This window comes from Bacillota bacterium (genome assembly GCA_013178045.1).
Taxonomy (GTDB): domain Bacteria; phylum Bacillota; class Ch66; order Ch66; family Ch66; genus Ch66.
In genome coordinates, this window is record JABLXP010000001.1 from 104,281 (window position 1) to 122,899 (window position 18,619).

The window sequence follows — 18,619 nt, forward strand, 5'->3', positions numbered from 1 at the left end:
CAAAGTAATTTCAGGTCTTCTTGTGAAAAAAAGATTCATGTCTATTAGTTGGGAGGTGGAAGCATGGCGGCAAGGCTGGGTGGATGGTGGCGGCGCGGGGAGAAAAGTGAGCCAGATGAACAGCAGTTATTAGCTAGAATAAAGCCGGAACGCTTACCCCGACACATCGCAATTATTATGGATGGTAACGGGAGATGGGCGAGAGCACGTGGGCTCCCCCGGCTGGCCGGGCACCGTGTGGGGGTAGAATCGCTGAAGGAAATTGTGCGGACTTGTGGTGAGTTGGGGATTGCCGTTCTAACGGTTTATGCTTTCTCGACCGAGAATTGGAAACGGCCAAGCGAAGAGGTCAATGGACTTATGGACCTCCTGGTTGAGTATGTCCAGAAGGAGTTGGCGGAATTACATCAGCAGGGAGTAAAGGTTAGAACCATCGGTGATATTTCCAGATTACCCGTATCGGCTCAGGCCGAGTTAAACCGAGCAAAAGAACAGACGAAGAACAATCAGGGATTAGTGTTGAATATCGCTCTCAATTACGGCGGTCGGTTGGAAATTCTTGACGCTGTTCACCAGATTGCGTACCGGGTGAAAATGGGTGAATTAGCGATCGATGACATCGACGAGGCCTTTTTTGCTAGCCAACTGGATACGGCCGGATTGCCTGATCCAGACTTGTTGATTCGTACTTCTGGTGAAATGCGCGTCAGTAATTTCATGTTGTGGCAGATCGCTTACACGGAAATATGGGTTAGTCCAGTGATGTGGCCTGATTTTCGAAAGCATCATTTACTTCAAGCTATTATCGATTATCAGGAGAGAGACCGCCGATATGGCGGGATTAACGCTTGAGAAGCGGTGGTGATTGTTATGCTACGGTGGCGGATCTTAAGCGCCCTGCTGGGCATCCCAGTATTACTTGCTGTGGCTTATTTAGGCGGTTTATATCTTGCGACAGTGGTTGGGGTGCTTATCATTATTGGGACCGGGGAGTTTATCCGGCTGGCCCGCGCTATTCGACTTCAGCCGCACCGACTGATGACCAGTCTGGGAGGATTATCGTTTTTGGTCGGGGCATATCTTAGTAGCAGAGGATTAATTAGGGCGGACTGGTTGGCGCCGGTTTTGTTAGCGGTGGTGGGGGTAAACCTGGGTCTCTTAGTCATTACCTATCCACGCTATACGTTAAGCGACTCGGCTGTAGGCGTCTTCGGTAGTGTATATGTTGGCTGGCTGCTAAGTCACTTATTCCTGTTGCGCGACCTGGCCCCCCAGGGATTTGATTATTTGCTGCTGACCTTGATTTTAACCTGGTCAACAGATACGGGCGCTTATTTCACCGGGCGGGCAATCGGACGCAGAAAGCTGGCCCCGCAGGTTAGCCCCAATAAGACCCTGGAAGGAGCCTTGGGAGGAGTGGCTGGCAGCTTGTTGGCGGCCATGTTACTGTATTATTATTATAAACCTGTTTTTCCATTGGAGTTGTGCTTAGGGCTGGGGATATTAGTAAGCATTTTGGGGCAGTTTGGCGACCTGGTGGAATCTGCCCTAAAACGGTTGAGTGGAATCAAGGATTCGGGGCATCTGATTCCTGGACATGGCGGTGTTCTCGACCGTTTCGATAGCCTGCTTCTGACCGGCCCCGCCGTATATTACTATTTGAAGTGGTTTGTAATAGGGTGAGGCGATTGGAAATGCATCCCAACTTACAGAAGTACTTGGAAACCCTGCTTAAACTTGGTATTGCTCTGACCGGGCTGTTAACGATATACCTGACCTTGTTTATATTTCTCCCCCGCCTGGCTGGATTGTTAGGAACGCTGCCCGGCTATCTATCGCCATTTATCATTGCCGTCTTCCTGGCTTTTTTTATCGATCCTTTGGTAGACCGCATAGAAAAATGGAGCCGACTCAGCCGGGGTTGGGCGGTGCTCATCGTCCTTTTAAGCGTCTGGGGTGGAATCGGGTTGCTGTTAACCCTCGCTGTGTCCAGATTGATCAGGGAGCTTATTCAATTGTCTGGGACAATTTCCTACTACTCTTCCGATCTGACCAGCAATTATTCAAGTTTGATTCAACAGCTTACTGATATTTATCTGCGGCTAAACCTGCCGCCCGAAGTAATTCCCAATAACCTGGGCACAATTATTAATGCCCTGCAACGTACTCTTGAGCTCAGTGTTCGAGGACTGCTCAGGTTTCTGGGAACATTGCCAGAAGTTTTCACCGTCTTGCTCATTGCGACCCTGGCGACCTTTTTTATCAGCCGCGATCGGGATCTAATCTTAAAAACAGTATTGGACTGGGTACCGGAAGCTTGGGTTAAAGAAACCAGGGGATTGGGACGTAATTTGAGTCAGGCCATAGCCGGTTTCTTGAGGGCACAGGCTATTTTGATTACGAATACCGCTCTCTTGAGCATCGTTGGTTTGAGTATTTTGGGGGTAGATTATGCCCTAACAATGGGCTTGCTTATCGGTTTGGTCGATCTCTTGCCTGTTTTAGGACCTGGGACGGTCTTTATCCCCTGGATCATTTGGCAGTTTGTCAGTGGCCACCTGGCTTTTGGTTGTGGCCTGCTGGTGCTATATGGTATCATAGTGCTAATTAGACAATTATTTGAACCTAAAATCGTGGCGCAAAGTATCGGCCTGCATCCCCTGGCGACCTTGTTTGCTTTGTACGTAGGGCTGAAGACTATGGGGATTGTGGGGATGGTTCTGGGGCCGGTAATCCTGGTGGTGTTTCAGGCCGCCCGACGGGCCGGCCTCTGGCGAAATTTGTTTGGGATCAGGACGAAGTGATAGGACGAAGGTTTCGACGGAATGTGGGAGCGAGGGGAAAAACCACTTACAATTATAGTTGAGGTAGGCGTAAATGTATGAGCAAGACAATGAAGAAGCTGGCCATATTGGGATCAACCGGTTCAATTGGCCGCCAGACCCTTGAAGTAATCAGTGAGCATCCGGCTGAGCTCGAGGTGGTCGCCCTGAGCGCGGGAAGCAACATTGACTTACTAGAAAAACAAATTCGCGCATACCGTCCAGCTGTTGCGGTAGTAATGGAACCTGGCTTGGCCGAAGAATTACGTCGGCGCCTTCATGGTTGGCCAGTGGAAGTGTGGTTTGGGATGGAGGGTTTGAAAAAAATCGCTTCGCTGCCAGAAGTGGATACTGTGGTGAGCGCTCTCAGCGGTGTAATTGGTCTGGAACCTACCTGGGCGGCGGTAAGGGCCGGCAAGGTAGTGGCGCTGGCCAACAAAGAGACGTTGGTGGCTGCCGGCGAACTGGTCATGAGGGAGGCCAGCAATAGAGGAACTAAGATCTTGCCGGTTGACAGTGAACATTCAGCAATTTTTCAGTGTTTACGGAATGAAACGGCTTTTTTACGTAAGATTTTATTGACTGCCTCCGGTGGTCCATTTCGGACCTGGCCAGCAGAGCAGCTTAGTTCAGTAACCCCGGCCATGGCACTCCGTCACCCCAATTGGGTAATGGGCAAGAAGATCACTATTGACTCTGCTACATTAATGAACAAAGGGCTGGAAGTAATCGAAGCCCGTTGGTTATTTGGCGTAGACTTCGACCAGATCGAGGTGGTTATTCACCCACAAAGTATCATTCACTCCATGGTGGAGTTAGCGGATGGGGCTATTCTGGCCCATCTTGGCATCCCGGATATGCGGATCCCTATTCAATACGCTTTGTCTTACCCCGAACGCTGGCCAAATTCCCTACCGCGCTTGGAATTAGCCGCGCTTCGCCAATTGACTTTCCATCACCCTGATTACGCCCGGTTCCCGTGTCTAGCCCTGGCTTACAGTGCCGGTCGGATCGGCGGGACACTGCCAGCTGTCATGAACGCAGCTAATGAAGTAGCGGTGGAATTATTCTTGAGCCAAAAGATTGGTTTCCTCGACATTCCCCGACTGGTGGAAGAGGTCATGCAAAAACATACAGTCCATAATTCACCAGACCTGGAGGACATTCTGGCGGCGGACCGCTGGGCGCGTTTCTGGACGTATAAACTCGCCAGTAAGTAGGTTCTGCCGTATCAGTAGTAACAAAATGAGTAGAGGTATGGCATATTCTTTGATGAAAGGGGCGGAAGTATGCACACCCTGGTGACAGCAATCCTGGTTTTTGCCTTGATGATTTTATTTCATGAACTGGGTCACTTCGTGGCCGCCAAATTGTCAGGAATAAAAGTTCATGAATTTAGCATCGGTTTTGGTCCAAAGTTAGTCAGCCTTACGCACCGAGACACACTCTACGCTATCCGTGTTTTGCCACTAGGTGGATATGTCCGGATGGCCGGCATGGAGTCAGACGATCTAGACGACCCGAATGGATTTAACCGTAAACCTGTTGGTCAACGGGCTGGAGTGATCTTTGCCGGACCCTTTATGAATTTTGTCCTGGCATTACTATTGTTTGTCTTTACCTTCACGGTGATTGGCATCCCCACCCTCTCCAACTCAAACGTGATTGGTGAGGTTTTACCGGGGCGGCCAGCGGCTAAGGCCGGGATGATGGCGAATGACCGTGTTGTAGCGGCCAATGGGCAACCCGTCACTAATTGGGATGACCTCGTCAGAGTGGTGCACGCTAACCCTGAACGAGAAATAACCTTGAAAGTGGTGCGTCAAGGGAAAGAGATACTCCTTAAGGTGACACCAACTCTCGAACCGCAGGCGAAGGTGGGTCAGATCGGAATCAGACAGACGGTGACTTTGCACCGTCTGGGATTTATGGAGGGCGTAGAGACGGGTCTTAAGCAGACATGGGCTTTAACGGTCGCGGTGTTATCTTCGATAGTACAGCTCATTACGGGAACTGCACCACCGGGCGGCCTGGCCGGACCGGTTGGAATAACACACATGATTGGTGAAGCAGCCCAGGGCGGCCTGGCTTATCTTCTCAATTTTGCGGGAATACTCAGTATTAATTTGGGCTTAATCAATCTGTTGCCGATCCCGTCCCTGGACGGCAGTCGGTTGATTTTCTTAAGTGTCGAAGGCATTCGGGGTAAACCTGTGGAACCGGACAAGGAGAACCTGATCCACATGATCGGCTTTGCCTTATTGATGGTGTTGTTCCTGGTTATTACTTATAATGATATTCTTCGGCTGTTCGGTCAGACCAAATTGTCTTGATGAAGCCCTGCGAAACCTGAGGTGAAAAAACCAGTGTCAGAGATTAAGCGCAGAAAAACCCGCGTCATCCGCTTGGGAAATGTCAAGATCGGCGGGGATGCACCAATAGCAGTCCAATCTATGACAAAAACCGATACCCGTGATGTTCAGGCCACAATTGCCCAGATCAGGGAACTGGAAGCGGTGGGGTGCGAGATCGTCCGCCTCGCAGTGGTAGATCAGGAAGCAGCGGAGGCCTTAGGGCGGATCCGGCCGGCCACCAAGCTTCCTCTGGTCGCCGACATCCACTTTGATTATCGTTTGGCGCTTACTGCTATGGACGCTGGTATCGACGGATTGCGAATTAACCCGGGCAATATTGGCGACCGATATAAGGTCAGTATGGTGGTTGCCAAGGCGAAAGACAAAGGGATCCCCATTCGGATCGGAGTTAATGCGGGATCCCTGGAAAAGCGTTTGCTCGAGCGCTACGGAGGTGTAACTCCAGAAGCAATGCTCGAGAGTGCACTGAGACACATTGATATTCTAGAGTCGCTAGGCTTTTATGATATAAAGGTTTCGCTAAAGGCCGCGTACGTCCCGTTAATGCTGGCTGCCTACCGGCTGCTGTCGCATCGGGTCGAGTACCCCTTACACATTGGAGTAACGGAGGCCGGCACGGTTTATACGGGAACGATTAAATCGGCGGTGGGCCTGGGAATATTACTGGCCGAGGGAATTGGCGATACTTTAAGAGTATCTTTGACCGGTCATCCCACTACCGAGGTGCGGGCTGGTTATGAAATCTTGAAATCACTAGGGTTGCGACAGCGCGGACCAGAGCTCATCTCCTGTCCAACCTGTGGCCGCTGTGAAATTGACCTCGTAGAAATCGCGGAAGAGGTGGAACGTAATTTGCAGCATCTGACGGAACCTATAAAAGTCGCCATCATGGGTTGTGTGGTGAACGGCCCTGGCGAGGCCCGCCAGGCTGATATCGGTATAGCGGGTGGACGAGGCGTCGGCGTCCTTTTCAGACACGGTGAAGTGGTCCGCAAGGTGTCGCAGAACGATTTGGTGCCGGTGCTGCTGGCGGAAATAAAGCAATTGATTGCTCACAGAAAAAATGATGAGGAAGAGTGGAGGGAATAAGACAAGATGAGGATTTCACAAATGTTAGCACCAACTCTACGGGAAACACCGGCCGAAGCCGAAGTCATCAGCCATAAGCTCTTGCTGCGGGCCGGTATGATTCGTAAAACAACCGCGGGCGTGTATACATATTTGCCACTGGGACAACGGGTCATTAAGAAGATCATCGAAATAGTGCGCGAGGAGATGGACCGGGCCGGGGGGCAAGAAGTGGGTCTGCCGATCATCCAACCCGCTGAGTTATGGCAGGAGACGGGCCGTTGGGCAGTTTATGGGGAAGAGATGTTCCGCCTGAAGGATCGTCATCAACGAGATTTTTGTCTGGGACCTACCCATGAAGAGATTATAACTGACCTGGTTAGAGGCGAGGTACGCTCCTATAAGCAGTTACCTCTGCTGCTGTACCAGGTGCAGAATAAGTATCGTGATGAGCGGCGACCACGTTTTGGGTTAATGCGAGGACGCGAGTTCATCATGAAGGATTTGTACTCATTTGATGTAGATGCCGATGGCTTGGAAATTAGCTATCGCAAGATGTACGATGCTTACTGTCGCGTTTTTACCCGGTGTGGTTTGCGGTATCGAGCTGTTGAAGCCGATCCCGGGGCAATCGGTGGTAACGCCAGCCATGAATTCATGGTCCTGGCGGAATCAGGTGAAGCGGAGGTGGTGTTTTGTCAGGTGTGTGACTACGCCGCCAATGTCGAGAAAGCCGAATGCCAGCCCCAAGTTGAGCCGGCTGAGGTTAAGCATTTGAAGCGGGAGCGGGTGTTCACGCCAGGGGTACAGACCGTGGAAGAAGTGGCAAACTTTTTCAAGGTCAGTCCGAAACAGGTAATCAAAACTCTGTTTTACCAGGCCGATGATCAGGTGATCGCCGTGCTTCTTCGCGGCGACCGAAGGATCAATGAGACAAAGTTGAAGAACCTGGTGAAATGCCTGCGGCTTGAATTGGCCGATGACGCCACCGTAGAACGAGTAACCGGGGCGCCTCCCGGTTCGGTGGGTCCGATCGGGCTTACGGGAATAAAAGTGTATGCCGATCTGGAAGTCCCTTTTGTAATTGAGGCGATCGTGGGGGCCAATCAGGTTAATTATCACTGGCAGGGTATTACCCCCGGTGTTGATTTTTCGCTGGACGTGGTGGCAGATTTACGGACGATGGAAGCCGGTGAACCCTGTCCTAAATGTGCGAGCCCGGTCACGGTTGCTCGCGGCATCGAGGTTGGCCATATTTTTAAATTGGGAACCAAGTACAGTGAGGTGCTGGGGGCGAAATTCCTGAATGAAAAGGGACAGGAACTTCCCATGGTGATGGGTTGTTACGGTATCGGCGTCAGCCGAACGATGGCCGCAGCGGTAGAGCAAAATTACGACCAGGACGGGATCAAATGGCCCATGCCGATCGCTCCTTTCCATGTGATCGTGGTTCCGGTAAGTACTCATGATGCTGAACAGATGAGAGTGGCGGAAGAACTCTATCAGGGTCTCTTGAGGAGTGGTCTGGAAGTGGTGGTTGATGACCGTAATGAAAGAGCCGGCGTAAAATTTAAAGACGCCGACCTGATCGGTTACCCGATCCGCGTGACAGTAGGGGCCAAAGCCTTGAAAGAAGGACAGGTAGAAGTGAAAAAGCGTCAGACCGGCGAGCAGTTTTTCGTGCCGTTACCTGAAGCAGTTGATTACATTGCCAAACTGGTGAAAGAGGAAATACAGGCAACGCTTAGCGAGGTATTGAAGTGATCAAATGAGGAGGCTTGAAATTGAGAGCTTCGGTAGTTATCCCAGCCTATAACGAAGCGAAGACAATCGCTTCGGTTCTAGCTGCGGTCAAGAACGGCGATCCTTTTATCATTGGCGAGGTGATCGTTGTTAGCGACGGTTCTACAGATGAAACAGCCGAGATCGCGCGAGCGGCGGGGGTACGGGTAGTTGAGCTAAAGGAAAATATTGGAAAAGGCGGGGCGATGATGGTTGGTGTCGAAGCAGCCAACTATGAGGTGATTCTGTTTCTAGACGCCGACCTGATTGGTCTGACCCCGGCTCATGTTAGTGCTTTGCTTCAACCAGTTATTAGCGGTGAAGCGGATATGTCGGTGGGCATATTTGAACACGGGAGAATTGTCACCGATCTGGCTCAGTTGGTTGCCCCTTTTCTCTCGGGGCAACGGGCGATACGTAGTGAAGTTATGTACCAGATCGGTAACCTGAGTGGCTTACGTTTTGGCGTTGAGGTGGCCTTGAACCGCTATGTTGATGAGCATCAGCTGCGGGTTAAGGAGGTTGTCCTGGAGGATCTATCTCATGTAATGAAGGAAGAGAAATTTGGGGTAGTTAAGGGATTAGCGGCAAGAATGAAAATGTACTGGGAAATTGCCAAATGTGTCACCCGGAATACTGGTTGGGGTAGTTAACCGCTAATAACTGCATTTAAGCGCTAAACAGGGGAGGAGGATATGCGTTATGTCTGAGTACGATATGATTTTACGATTGGCCCTGGCCTGTTTTTTAGGTGGACTGATCGGCCTGGAAAGAGAGAGCTTGAATCGACCCGCGGGATTACGCACCTATACCCTGGTATGTATGGGTTCTGCCCTGGCTATGATGGTATCATTAGAAATGTTTTATAAGTATCATACCATGGTCAATGCTGATCCGGGACGAATTGCCGCCCAGGTGATCAGTGGGATCGGTTTTCTAGGCGCGGGTACAATCATGCGCGAAGGAGCCAACATTCAGGGCTTAACTACGGCGGCTGGTCTGTGGGTAGTGGCCTGTGTTGGCCTGGCGGTTGGGGCTGGGATGTATTTAGCCGCTGTGGTGACGACTGCCCTGATTCTGATGGTTCTTGTTTATTTCTTTAAACTTGAGGACCGCATCACCGGCTTGCGAGAATATAAATTGTTTAAGGTGACGATGGTCGATAAACCTGGCCAGATCGGTCGGATCGGGGTCGCCCTTGGTGAAGAAGGAGTCCATATCAAGAACATCAAACTTAGTCACGTGGAAGGGGACAAGCTGGAAGTAGAACTGATGTTAAAGCTGCCCAGTCTGGTTCGTCCGCGGAACGTTGCCGAAAAGCTGCACGAGGTGCCTGGTGTGCACCGTGTGGAGCATCAGGAATAGGGGGCCTAATACATGTCGGTAATTGTTTCAGAACCAGTGACCTCCCTCGGAGGGAGTATATCGGTACTGATGGAATGGGCAGCAGCAGCAGATTTACCGTTGTCGGTGAAAGAGATTCTAAGTTGCAGCGAGGTACGCCACGTGACGGTTTGGGCGAGTCAGGGGGCATGGCGAATAGGCTTGCGCCTACCTGGCCTTATTGCTCCTGGTCACCTAGCCAGGTTAGGTAAGGTCGCGTGTCAGAATGTGCCATCCCTGAACCGGGTCGAATGGGATGTCGAATATGATCTCGGGTCGCTCGAGCCGAACCAAATTTGCCAGGAATACTGGGCGGAACTGTCTGCCGTGATTGTCGAGGAATTACCCATTTTTCGTGGATGGCTCGAACTGGCCCAGCCACTCGTAGATGGTGGTACACTGACCTTGTTTTTGGAAAACCAGTTGGGTGTTGTCTATTTAAGCAAAAAAAATGGTGCTCAAATGCTAAATAAATGGTTTGAACGTCGTTTGGGCTGGCAGCTTCAGGTGGTACTTCGCACACTGGTAAACGAAACCTATGATGAACAACATTGGGAAGAACCCCTTATTCCAACAGTCAATGTTGATAAGGTAACTCCTAAAAATGAAAATAATTCAGGCCAACCATTGATCTGGGGCAAAGCAATCAACACTCAGCCAATCCCGATTAAGCAGATTGTTGATGAAGAAAAGAGTGTTACCCTGCAGGGTAAAGTGTTCAACCTGAATTGTCGGGAATTACGGTCAGGACGCAAGTTGCTGACTTTTGATGTCACTGACTACTCCGATTCTATTTCCGTAAAAATATTCCTCGCGGAGGGCAAGGAGCAGAGACCGGACCAGTGGCTTAAAGAAGGAACCTGGGTTGTTGTGCGGGGAATGGCGCAATTCGACCGTTACAGCCAGGAGTTGACGATTCTGGCTAGTGATTTAAATGTCGGTCAGGCCCCGACGCGGCATGACCAGGCGGCTGAGAAACGGGTGGAACTCCACCTCCACACCCGCATGAGTGCGATGGATGGTCTGGCCAGCGCAGAGGAAATCATTAAACGAGCCGCTGAATGGGGACACTCAGCGGTAGCGATCACCGACCACGGGGTAGTTCAGGCCTTTCCAGAGGCCTATGAAGCTGGGCTTAAGTACCGTGTGAAGGTGATTCTGGGGATGGAAGCCTACCTGGTGGATGAACCCAGCCGACGGGGTACGGAGCAGCGGCGGTCATACCATTGCATCATCCTGGCCAAAAACAAGATCGGTCTGAAAAATTTATATCAATTGGTTACGCTTTCTCACCTCCAGTATTACTACCGTACCCCCAGGATTCCGCGGCAGGAGTTAGTGCAGAGAAGGGAAGGGTTACTCATAGGGTCAGCCTGTGAAGCCGGCGAGTTGATCCAGGCATATCTGGCCGGTCAACCGAGCGCCAATCTGGAGAAAATCGCTCAATTTTATGACTTTTTAGAAATTCAACCGACGGGAAACAACGAGTTTCTGGTCCGTAACGGCCGGTTTTCGTCGGTGCGGGAACTGGAGGAAATGAATCAAGCCATCGTTGATCTTGGCCGCCGGCTGAGTAAACCGGTGGTGGCTACGGGCGACGTGCATTTTTTGGACCCTGCTGATGAGGTTTACCGCCGCATCCTGCAAGCCGGGAAGGGTTTTGAAGACGCCGAATTTCAGGCCCCACTTTACTTCAAGACCACGGAGGAAATGCTGAATGATTTTGCCTACCTGGGTGAGAAAACGGCTTACGAAGTAGTAGTGACCAACTCCAATTTAATCAATTCCTGGATCGAAGACATCAAACCGATCCCTGACGAATTGTATGCCCCCAAAATCCCGGGGGCTGAGGAACAGATTATCGAAATGACCTATAACCGGGCGCGCGAGATCTATGGTGATCCACTGCCCGCCCTGGTTCAATCCAGACTGGAGAAAGAACTCAATTCGATCATTAAGAATGGTTTTGCTGTCCTTTATTTAATTGCCCATAAACTGGTTAAAAAATCCAATGATGACGGGTACCTGGTTGGCTCCCGGGGCTCAGTCGGTTCTTCCCTGGTCGCGACTATGACCGGGATTACGGAGGTTAACCCGTTACCACCACACTACGTGTGTCCGAACTGCCATCACTCGGAATTTATCACCGATGGATCAATTGGTTCAGGGGCCGACTTGAGTGATCAGAACTGTCCACGGTGTGGGAGTCAGTACCAACGGGATGGCCACGATATTCCTTTTGAGACGTTTTTAGGTTTTGAGGGGGATAAAGTTCCTGATATTGACCTTAACTTCTCGGGTGAATACCAGAGCCGGGCCCATAAATATGTGGAAGAATTGTTCGGCCGGGATCATGTGTTTCGCGCGGGGACGATTGCTACCATCGCTGAGCGCACGGCCTTTGGTTTTGTTAAGAACTACTTAAAAGACCATCAGATTGTGGCCCGCAACGCGGAGATCAATCGCCTTGTCCAGGGCTGTACCGGGGTTAAACGCACCACTGGTCAACACCCGGGGGGACTAATGGTTGTCCCACGGGACGTTGATGTGCATGACTTTACTCCTTTACAGCGACCAGCGGATGATACCGAATCAGAAGTGATCACGACTCATTTTGATTACCACTCGATCAGCAGCCGGCTGGTGAAATTAGATATTCTCGGACACGACGACCCGACGGTGATCCGGATGCTGCAGGATCTTACTGGCTTTAACCCCAGAGAGGTTCCCTTGGGAGAACCGAAAACAATGCGATTGTTTTCTGGAGTAGAGCCGCTAGGAGTAACACCGGAGCAAATCCGGTCAACTGTTGGTACATACGGGATTCCCGAATTTGGGACCCGGTTTGTCCGGCAAATGCTGGAGGAAACTAAACCACAGACTTTTTCTGACCTGGTCAGGATCAGTGGTTTCTCACACGGTACGGATGTTTGGCTGAATAACGCCCAGGAAGTGATTCGCAGCGGTCAGGCCAAATTATCTGAGGCGATCTCGACCCGTGATGACATCATGACTTATTTAATCTACCAAGGAATGGAACCGATTGTGGCTTTTAAAATCATGGAGGACGTCAGAAAAGGCAAAGGACTTAAACCTGATTATGTAGCGGTCATGCGGCGCCAAAACATCCCGGACTGGTACATTTCTTCGTGCCAGAAGATTAAGTACATGTTTCCCAAAGCCCACGCAGTGGCCTACGTGACCATGGCCTTCCGTATTGCTTACTTCAAGGTTTATTATCCTGAGGCTTTCTACGCCAGCTTTTTTACCGTCAGAGCAGATGAATTTGACGCTCAGCTGATTGTTCAGGGATACGACGCTGTTTTGAAAAAAATCGAAGAGATAGAAAAAAAGGGGGTTGACGCATCACCTAAAGAAAAAAACCTGCTAACAATTTTGGAGGTGGCTCTGGAAATGTATGCTCGTGGCATCAAACTCTTACCGGTTGACCTGGACCGTTCTCTAGCGACTCATTTTTTGATTACGCCTGATGGATTACTACCGCCTTTGGCTGGTCTTCAGGGAGTAGGGGAAACAGCGGCCAGGAACATTGTGCAGGCGCGGGAGGAGCGCCCCTTTACTTCGATTGAGGACTTGCGCGTGCGCGGACGGGTTTCAAAGACGGTGCTCGACGCCCTGGCGACCCACGGTTGTTTACGCCATCTACCTCTTACGGACCAACTGGTGCTTTTTGCCTAGCTGAATTGGCTGTTTTTGTGAGTTAGCGCTTTTGCTTGTCAAGGTGATTGCCCTGTGCTATAATGATAAAGGATTCAGCAGTTAAGGGAACCTCTTTCAGTGAGGAGGCAAAGAGTGGGTATTAACCCACTCTTTCAACATTTATGAATTTTAATGGAGAATAAGGCATAGATGAACATGGCAAAATACGAATACCCTTGTTAATCTGTATAATGTCCGACACGCTATGTACAAATACGGAAGGAGGTTTGGCTGGCGTTGAAAAAGGACAGCAAGTCCAAGGAAAAAGTCGAAGAACAGGTGGAGAAATTGGCCCAGCCAATTGTTGCAGCGAACGACCTGGAATTAGTGGGAGTGGAATATAAGAAAGAAGGCGGGCACTGGTACCTGCGTATTTTTATTGATCGTGATGGGGGAGTAAATTTAGAAGACTGTCAGATGGTCAGTGAGCAGATTGGAGCCAAACTGGACGAGGTTGACCCGATTGCCGGCACATATATACTAGAGGTTTCTTCCCCCGGCTTAGAACGGCCTCTGAAGAGGGACCGCGATTATGAGCGTTTCCAAGGTCATCAGATCACGGTTAATACCTATGCACCCTATAACGGTATAAAAACATTTACGGGAACACTTATTGGACTGCGGGAGGGGATGATTGTCCTTGAGCAAAATGGAGAAGAGATCAAGATCCCGAGAGGGCAAGCCGCCAGAGTCCATCTAGTGGCCCAATTTGACTAAATTCTTTAATAAAACCGAATATAGAGGAGGCTTAATCATGAATTTAGATTTTTTACGGGCTTTAGAAGAATTGGAAAAAGAAAAAGGGCTTAGTGTTGAAGTTCTTCTTGAGGCGATTGAAGCAGCCTTAATTTCTGCTTATAAGAAGAACTTTGGTTCTTTGCAGAATGTTCGGGTGCATATTGACCGTTCTACTGGAGAGGTTAAGGTATATGCCAGGAAGAATGTAGTGGAAACGGTGGAAGATTCGCGCGTGGAGATTTCCGTAGATGATGCCAGAAAAATTGATCCGCGGTACGATGTGGAAGACGTGGTAGAGATCGAAGTAACCCCTAGGAATTTTGGGCGGATTGCGGCACAGACGGCTAAACAAGTTGTCGTGCAACGGATTCGCGAAGCCGAGCGGGGTTTGATTTTTGAGGAGTTTTCTAACCGTGAAGGGGATATCATTACAGGAATAATCCAACGTCAAGAACAAAAAAATGTGTTAATCGACCTGGGAAAGACGGAGGCTATTTTAGCACCTTCGGAGCAGATCAACGGTGAAGAATTCTACCAGGGAGAACGTGTTAAGGTATATATTGTTGAAGTTAAGAAAACAACTAAAGGACCGCAAATAATGGTATCTAGAACACATCCCGGGCTGTTGAAACGCTTATTTGAACTGGAAGTGCCAGAAATTTACGATGGAGTTGTAGAGCTAAAAGCAGTAGCCCGGGAGGCCGGTTCCCGTTCAAAGATAGCTGTTCATTCACGAGATGAAAATGTTGATCCAGTTGGTGCCTGTGTTGGTCCTAAGGGTATGAGGGTGCAGGCCATTGTTAATGAACTCAGAGGGGAAAAAATTGATATAATTAAGTGGAGTAATGATCCCGCAAAATTTGTTGCTAACGCCCTGAGTCCGGCCAAAGTAATTTCAGTGGACATCAACGAAGTGGAGAAGATAGCCAAAGTGATCGTCCCCGATTATCAACTTTCGCTGGCCATCGGTAAAGAAGGCCAAAATGCCCGGCTGGCAGCTAAATTAACCGGTTGGAAAATTGATATTAAAAGTGAAACCCAATCTGGTTTAAACAGCGCTAATATCGAGTAAGGCAGGAGGTGAGAAGTGTGCCCAGGATCAAGAAGATACCGCAGCGGATATGTCTGGGTTGTCAGGAAATGAAAAGCAAGAAGGAGTTAATCCGTATTGTGCGTACACCAGATAGCGAAGTGTTGATTGATCCTACTGGCAAGAAAGCAGGGCGCGGTGCTTACATTTGCCCGAATATTGAGTGTTTAACCAAGGCGATAAAAGGGAAACGGTTGGAAAAAGCTCTACAACAGAGCATTCCAGCAGAAATTCTGGCCGATTTAAAAACGAAACTGGAGGCGGCCCAGCTTGCTAAGTAAAATCAAAACCCTCTTAGGACTGGGACAAAAAGCCGGTAATGTGATTTCCGGGAGTTATGCTGTTCGGGTTGCGTTGGGGAAAAAGCAAGCCAGATTAATGGTCATCGCCGAGGATGTCTCGGACAGGACACGCCAGGAATTGGTAGAACTGGCCAGACGTAATGAGGTGCCGATTATTGTTTTGGGGACCAAGGATGAACTGGGGCAGTGTCTGGGAAAAGGTCAGCGAGCGGCAGCGGTAGTTATTGATCAACAATTGGCTACAGCGATCCGCCGAGCTGTAAAGGAGGAGGAATCCTAAGTTATATGCTGCGGGGTTAGAATTATGGGGGTGATAGCATGGGTAAAATTAGGGTACACGAACTGGCAAAAGAACTGGGCGTAAATAGCAAGGAACTGATTAATAAACTACAGGAGTTGGGGATACCAATAAAGAATCATATGAGTACATTAGAAGATTATCAGGTGGCGAGAATAAAAGAAATCTGGCAGAAAAAAACACCAGCCATCACCGCCAAAACTGAGACACCAACGGTTGTTGAGCCTCCCCAGCGTAAAGAGAGACGCGAGACATCTCATCTGCCTGAAACACAAAAGACGGGAGTCCAAACGGTGGTGCTAAACCCGCCGAAGAGCCTGAGCCCGAATCAGGCCAGTTCTAAAGGGAATCAGCCGCGTCAGACTGGTGAGATTAAGCAGATCGTTAAAGAACGAGTCGCGATGGCTCCTCATCAACCAACCGGGTTTAAAGGCAGCCCACACGGGACGAAAGACCGGGTGCCGCAAGGTGGGTATGACCGAATTGTCCATCCGCGGCCGGCTTCGCCGGAGGACCGGCGGCCAACTCCGCAGGGTGACCGGCGGCCAACTCCGCAAGGGGACCGGCGGCCGGTTTCACAGGGCGAGCGCCGGCCTCCTCAAGATGAACGAGGAACCGGAATACCGCGCGACAGATTTGGGACAAATCAGAAGCGCGAACAAGTTGCCTCTCCGGTCAAGATTCTTCCTGTAGTACCTCCAGTACCTCCCGTGCCAATAGAAGGGCAACGACGAGATAAAACCGTTCGTCCTGAGAGGGGACCAGCTAGTGGGAAAAAGAGGGTTGAAGAACGGGACTTTGTCGATGAACGCTTACTTATGCCCCGTGGAAAAAAGGGACCTGGTGGGGCGGGTAAAGGGAAATCGCGAGGGGATGTAGCGGTGATCGCCACACCCAAATTAGTAAAAATTCCCGGGGCAGTGACAGTACAGGAACTGGCTGGGCTTTTTAAACGGAGTCCGGCCGAGTTAATTAAAAAGTTGATGGCTCTAGGGATATTGGCTACCATTAACCAGGAGGTCGATCCGGAAACGGCGATAATCCTGGGAACGGAATTTGGAATCAATGTCGAAGTAGAAGTTCCGAAAACCGCGGAGGACCTGTTGGAAGAAATTGTTGATCCTCCTGAATACCTGGTTGAGCGTCCACCCGTGGTTACGGTCATGGGACATGTAGACCATGGTAAAACATCGCTGCTGGATGCGATTCGAGAAACAAATGTTACCGCACAGGAAGCTGGTGGAATTACCCAGCATATTGGGGCGTATCAGGTGGAGATTAACGGGAAAAAGATAACGTTTATCGATACCCCCGGGCATGAGGCTTTTACCGCCATGCGGGCTCGCGGGGCCCAAGTGACCGATATCGCCATCCTGGTTGTGGCAGCAGATGATGGGGTTATGCCTCAGACCATTGAAGCAATTAATCATGCCAAAGCCGCTGGCGTACCAATTATTGTGGCTATTAATAAGATCGATAAAGCTAATGCAAACCCTGATCGCGTGAAACAACAGTTGACGGAATATGGTTTGGTTCCGGAAGAATGGGGGGGCGATACTATTTGTGTTCCTGTTTCTGCCCATACCCGGGAAAACCTGGATACCCTCTTAGAGATGATTCTGTTGGTGGCTGAGATGAGCGAAATCAAGGCCAATCCCAATCGCCCGGCTAAAGGGACAGTCATCGAAGCCCAGTTGGATAAAGGGCGTGGCCCAGTGGCAACTGTTTTAGTTCAGCACGGCACCTTAAAAGTAGGGGATTCGATCCTGGTTGGATTGACTTCAGGCAAGGTCCGGGCCATGATTGATGATAAGGGCCGTCGGGTCAAGAAGGCAGGTCCATCTACGCCGGTTGAGGTATTAGGTTTAAGTGAAGTGCCGATGGCCGGGGACATCTTCCAGGTAGTTACAGACGAAAAACTGGCCAGACAAATTACAGCCGAGCGGCAGAACCGTAAGCGAGAAGAAGAGTTACAGAAAACCGCTCGGGTTACCCTGGACGATTTATTTAAACAGATTAAAGAAGGTCAGGTCAAGGAACTCAATATCATTATCAAAGCTGATGTTCAGGGTTCAATTGAAGCCCTGCGGCAGGCCCTGGAGCGGCTCAGTACGGACGAGGTACGGGTCAATCCAATACATGGTGGAGTAGGAGCGATTACGGAGACGGACGTGATGCTGGCTTCGGCTTCCAACGCGATTATCATTGGCTTTAACGTTCGACCCGATAGCAATACCCGCCGGGCGGCCGAAGCTGAACAGGTCGATATCAGGCTGTACCGAGTGATCTACGATGCAATTGAAGATATCAAAGCGGCGATGAGCGGTCTGCTGGAGCCAGAATGGAAGGAAGTAGTCCTGGGGAGAGCGGAAGTCCGGGCGACCTTCAAAATACCCAAGGCGGGAACAGTTGCTGGCTGCTATGTCACTGAGGGCAAGATCACCAAGACGGCGGAGATTAGAGTGATCCGCGACGGCATTGTTATTCACGAAGGTAAGGTTGAATCATTGCGACGGTTTAAGGATGACGTCAAAGAGGTTAGCCAGGGATTTGAATGTGGTCTCGGTATTGAGAAGTTCAATGACATAAAAGAAGGGGATATCCTAGAGGCCTTTACCATGGAGAAGGTTCAACGCGCGTTATAGAAGCCTATTCACCCGGCGGAAGGAGGTACTTACAAGATGTCACATCGCGCCGTTCGCCTTGGGGAAGAAATGAAGAAAGAAATCGCTCAGATGCTAAGAGATGAGTTGAAAGATCCCCGAATCGGGTTTGTCACTGTAACTAAAGTAGATGTAGCCAATGACCTGGGACACGCCAAGGTATTTGTCAGCATCTTGGGAAGCGAGGAGGAAAAACGGCAGTCGATGCAGGCGCTGATTAAAGCGACTGGCTTTGTCCGCAGTGAGATCGCCAGAAGGATCCGTTTGCGTTATGCGCCGGAGATCGTTTTCAAGTTGGACGAATCAATCGAACAAGGTGTAAGGATCGCTTCCCTATTGGAACAGGTCAAAGTAAAGAACAAGCCTGAGGAGTCCTGA

The 18,619-nt window shown here is 50.1% G+C and carries 16 protein-coding genes; all 16 read left to right on the forward strand.

Going from position 1 to position 18,619, the window contains the following annotated elements; all coding sequences use genetic code 11:
- Positions 1 to 63 precede the first annotated feature (63 nt).
- The 16 genes from HPY81_00590 (at position 64) to rbfA (ending at position 18,619) form a co-directional block, all read left to right on the forward strand.
- Positions 64 to 852: an isoprenyl transferase gene (locus tag HPY81_00590; GenBank protein NPV25956.1), complete on the forward strand. Its 789-nt coding sequence runs from the start codon at positions 64 to 66 to the stop codon at positions 850 to 852.
- A gap of 18 nt (positions 853 to 870) precedes the next feature.
- Positions 871 to 1,683: a phosphatidate cytidylyltransferase gene (locus HPY81_00595; protein ID NPV25957.1), complete on the forward strand. Its 813-nt coding sequence runs from the start codon at positions 871 to 873 to the stop codon at positions 1,681 to 1,683.
- Between the two features lie 11 nt (positions 1,684 to 1,694).
- Positions 1,695 to 2,804, forward strand: coding sequence for a sporulation integral membrane protein YtvI (gene ytvI, locus HPY81_00600; protein NPV25958.1), 1,110 nt, complete (start codon positions 1,695 to 1,697; stop codon positions 2,802 to 2,804).
- A gap of 89 nt (positions 2,805 to 2,893) precedes the next feature.
- Complete coding sequence (locus HPY81_00605) at positions 2,894 to 4,042, forward strand: 1-deoxy-D-xylulose-5-phosphate reductoisomerase (GenBank protein NPV25959.1); 1,149 nt, start codon at positions 2,894 to 2,896, stop codon at positions 4,040 to 4,042.
- 69 nt (positions 4,043 to 4,111) lie between these two features.
- Complete coding sequence (gene rseP / locus HPY81_00610; GenBank protein NPV25960.1) at positions 4,112 to 5,155, forward strand: RIP metalloprotease RseP; 1,044 nt, start codon at positions 4,112 to 4,114, stop codon at positions 5,153 to 5,155.
- Positions 5,156 to 5,197: 42 nt separating this feature from the next.
- Entirely contained in the window at positions 5,198 to 6,286 is a 1,089-nt protein-coding gene (gene ispG, locus HPY81_00615; protein ID NPV25961.1) for a flavodoxin-dependent (E)-4-hydroxy-3-methylbut-2-enyl-diphosphate synthase, read from the forward strand.
- Positions 6,287 to 6,292: 6 nt separating this feature from the next.
- A complete protein-coding gene (locus HPY81_00620) occupies positions 6,293 to 8,029 on the forward strand; it encodes a proline--tRNA ligase (protein ID NPV25962.1) in 1,737 nt (578 codons plus the stop codon).
- A 20-nt stretch (positions 8,030 to 8,049) separates the two neighbouring features.
- On the forward strand, positions 8,050 to 8,700 hold the full coding sequence (locus HPY81_00625; protein NPV25963.1) for a glycosyltransferase family 2 protein: 651 nt from the start codon (positions 8,050 to 8,052) through the stop codon (positions 8,698 to 8,700).
- A gap of 49 nt (positions 8,701 to 8,749) precedes the next feature.
- The gene (locus tag HPY81_00630; GenBank protein NPV25964.1) at positions 8,750 to 9,412 is read left to right on the forward strand and encodes an MgtC/SapB family protein; all 663 of its coding nucleotides are present in this window, start codon (positions 8,750 to 8,752) and stop codon (positions 9,410 to 9,412) included.
- Positions 9,413 to 9,481: 69 nt separating this feature from the next.
- Positions 9,482 to 13,129, forward strand: coding sequence for a PolC-type DNA polymerase III (locus tag HPY81_00635; protein NPV25965.1), 3,648 nt, complete (start codon positions 9,482 to 9,484; stop codon positions 13,127 to 13,129).
- Positions 13,130 to 13,387: 258 nt separating this feature from the next.
- Entirely contained in the window at positions 13,388 to 13,867 is a 480-nt protein-coding gene (locus HPY81_00640; protein NPV25966.1) for a ribosome maturation factor RimP, read from the forward strand.
- Positions 13,868 to 13,904: 37 nt separating this feature from the next.
- Positions 13,905 to 14,960, forward strand: coding sequence for a transcription termination/antitermination protein NusA (gene nusA / locus HPY81_00645; protein NPV25967.1), 1,056 nt, complete (start codon positions 13,905 to 13,907; stop codon positions 14,958 to 14,960).
- Positions 14,961 to 14,977: 17 nt separating this feature from the next.
- A complete protein-coding gene (locus HPY81_00650; protein NPV25968.1) occupies positions 14,978 to 15,259 on the forward strand; it encodes a YlxR family protein in 282 nt (93 codons plus the stop codon).
- On the forward strand, positions 15,249 to 15,560 hold the full coding sequence (locus HPY81_00655; GenBank protein ID NPV25969.1) for a 50S ribosomal protein L7ae: 312 nt from the start codon (positions 15,249 to 15,251) through the stop codon (positions 15,558 to 15,560). Before HPY81_00650 ends, HPY81_00655 begins: the two co-directional genes overlap by 11 nt.
- A gap of 38 nt (positions 15,561 to 15,598) precedes the next feature.
- Positions 15,599 to 18,223, forward strand: coding sequence for a translation initiation factor IF-2 (infB, locus tag HPY81_00660; GenBank protein ID NPV25970.1), 2,625 nt, complete (start codon positions 15,599 to 15,601; stop codon positions 18,221 to 18,223).
- 36 nt (positions 18,224 to 18,259) lie between these two features.
- Entirely contained in the window at positions 18,260 to 18,619 is a 360-nt protein-coding gene (rbfA, locus tag HPY81_00665) for a 30S ribosome-binding factor RbfA (protein ID NPV25971.1), read from the forward strand.

Excerpts from the sequence above, each read along its gene's own strand:
- HPY81_00590 (NPV25956.1), top strand. The coding sequence starts at position 64 with ATGGCGGCAAGGCTGGGTGGATGGTGGCGGCGCGGGGAGAAAAGTGAG.
- HPY81_00595 (NPV25957.1), top strand. The coding sequence starts at position 871 with ATGCTACGGTGGCGGATCTTAAGCGCCCTGCTGGGCATCCCAGTATTA.
- ytvI (NPV25958.1), top strand. The coding sequence starts at position 1,695 with ATGCATCCCAACTTACAGAAGTACTTGGAAACCCTGCTTAAACTTGGT.
- HPY81_00605 (NPV25959.1), top strand. The coding sequence starts at position 2,894 with ATGAAGAAGCTGGCCATATTGGGATCAACCGGTTCAATTGGCCGCCAG.
- rseP (NPV25960.1), top strand. The coding sequence starts at position 4,112 with ATGCACACCCTGGTGACAGCAATCCTGGTTTTTGCCTTGATGATTTTA.
- HPY81_00620 (NPV25962.1), top strand. The coding sequence starts at position 6,293 with ATGAGGATTTCACAAATGTTAGCACCAACTCTACGGGAAACACCGGCC.
- HPY81_00630 (NPV25964.1), top strand. The coding sequence starts at position 8,750 with ATGTCTGAGTACGATATGATTTTACGATTGGCCCTGGCCTGTTTTTTA.
- HPY81_00635 (NPV25965.1), top strand. The coding sequence starts at position 9,482 with ATGGAATGGGCAGCAGCAGCAGATTTACCGTTGTCGGTGAAAGAGATT.
- nusA (NPV25967.1), top strand. The coding sequence starts at position 13,905 with ATGAATTTAGATTTTTTACGGGCTTTAGAAGAATTGGAAAAAGAAAAA.
- infB (NPV25970.1), top strand. The coding sequence starts at position 15,599 with ATGGGTAAAATTAGGGTACACGAACTGGCAAAAGAACTGGGCGTAAAT.
- rbfA (NPV25971.1), top strand. The coding sequence starts at position 18,260 with ATGTCACATCGCGCCGTTCGCCTTGGGGAAGAAATGAAGAAAGAAATC.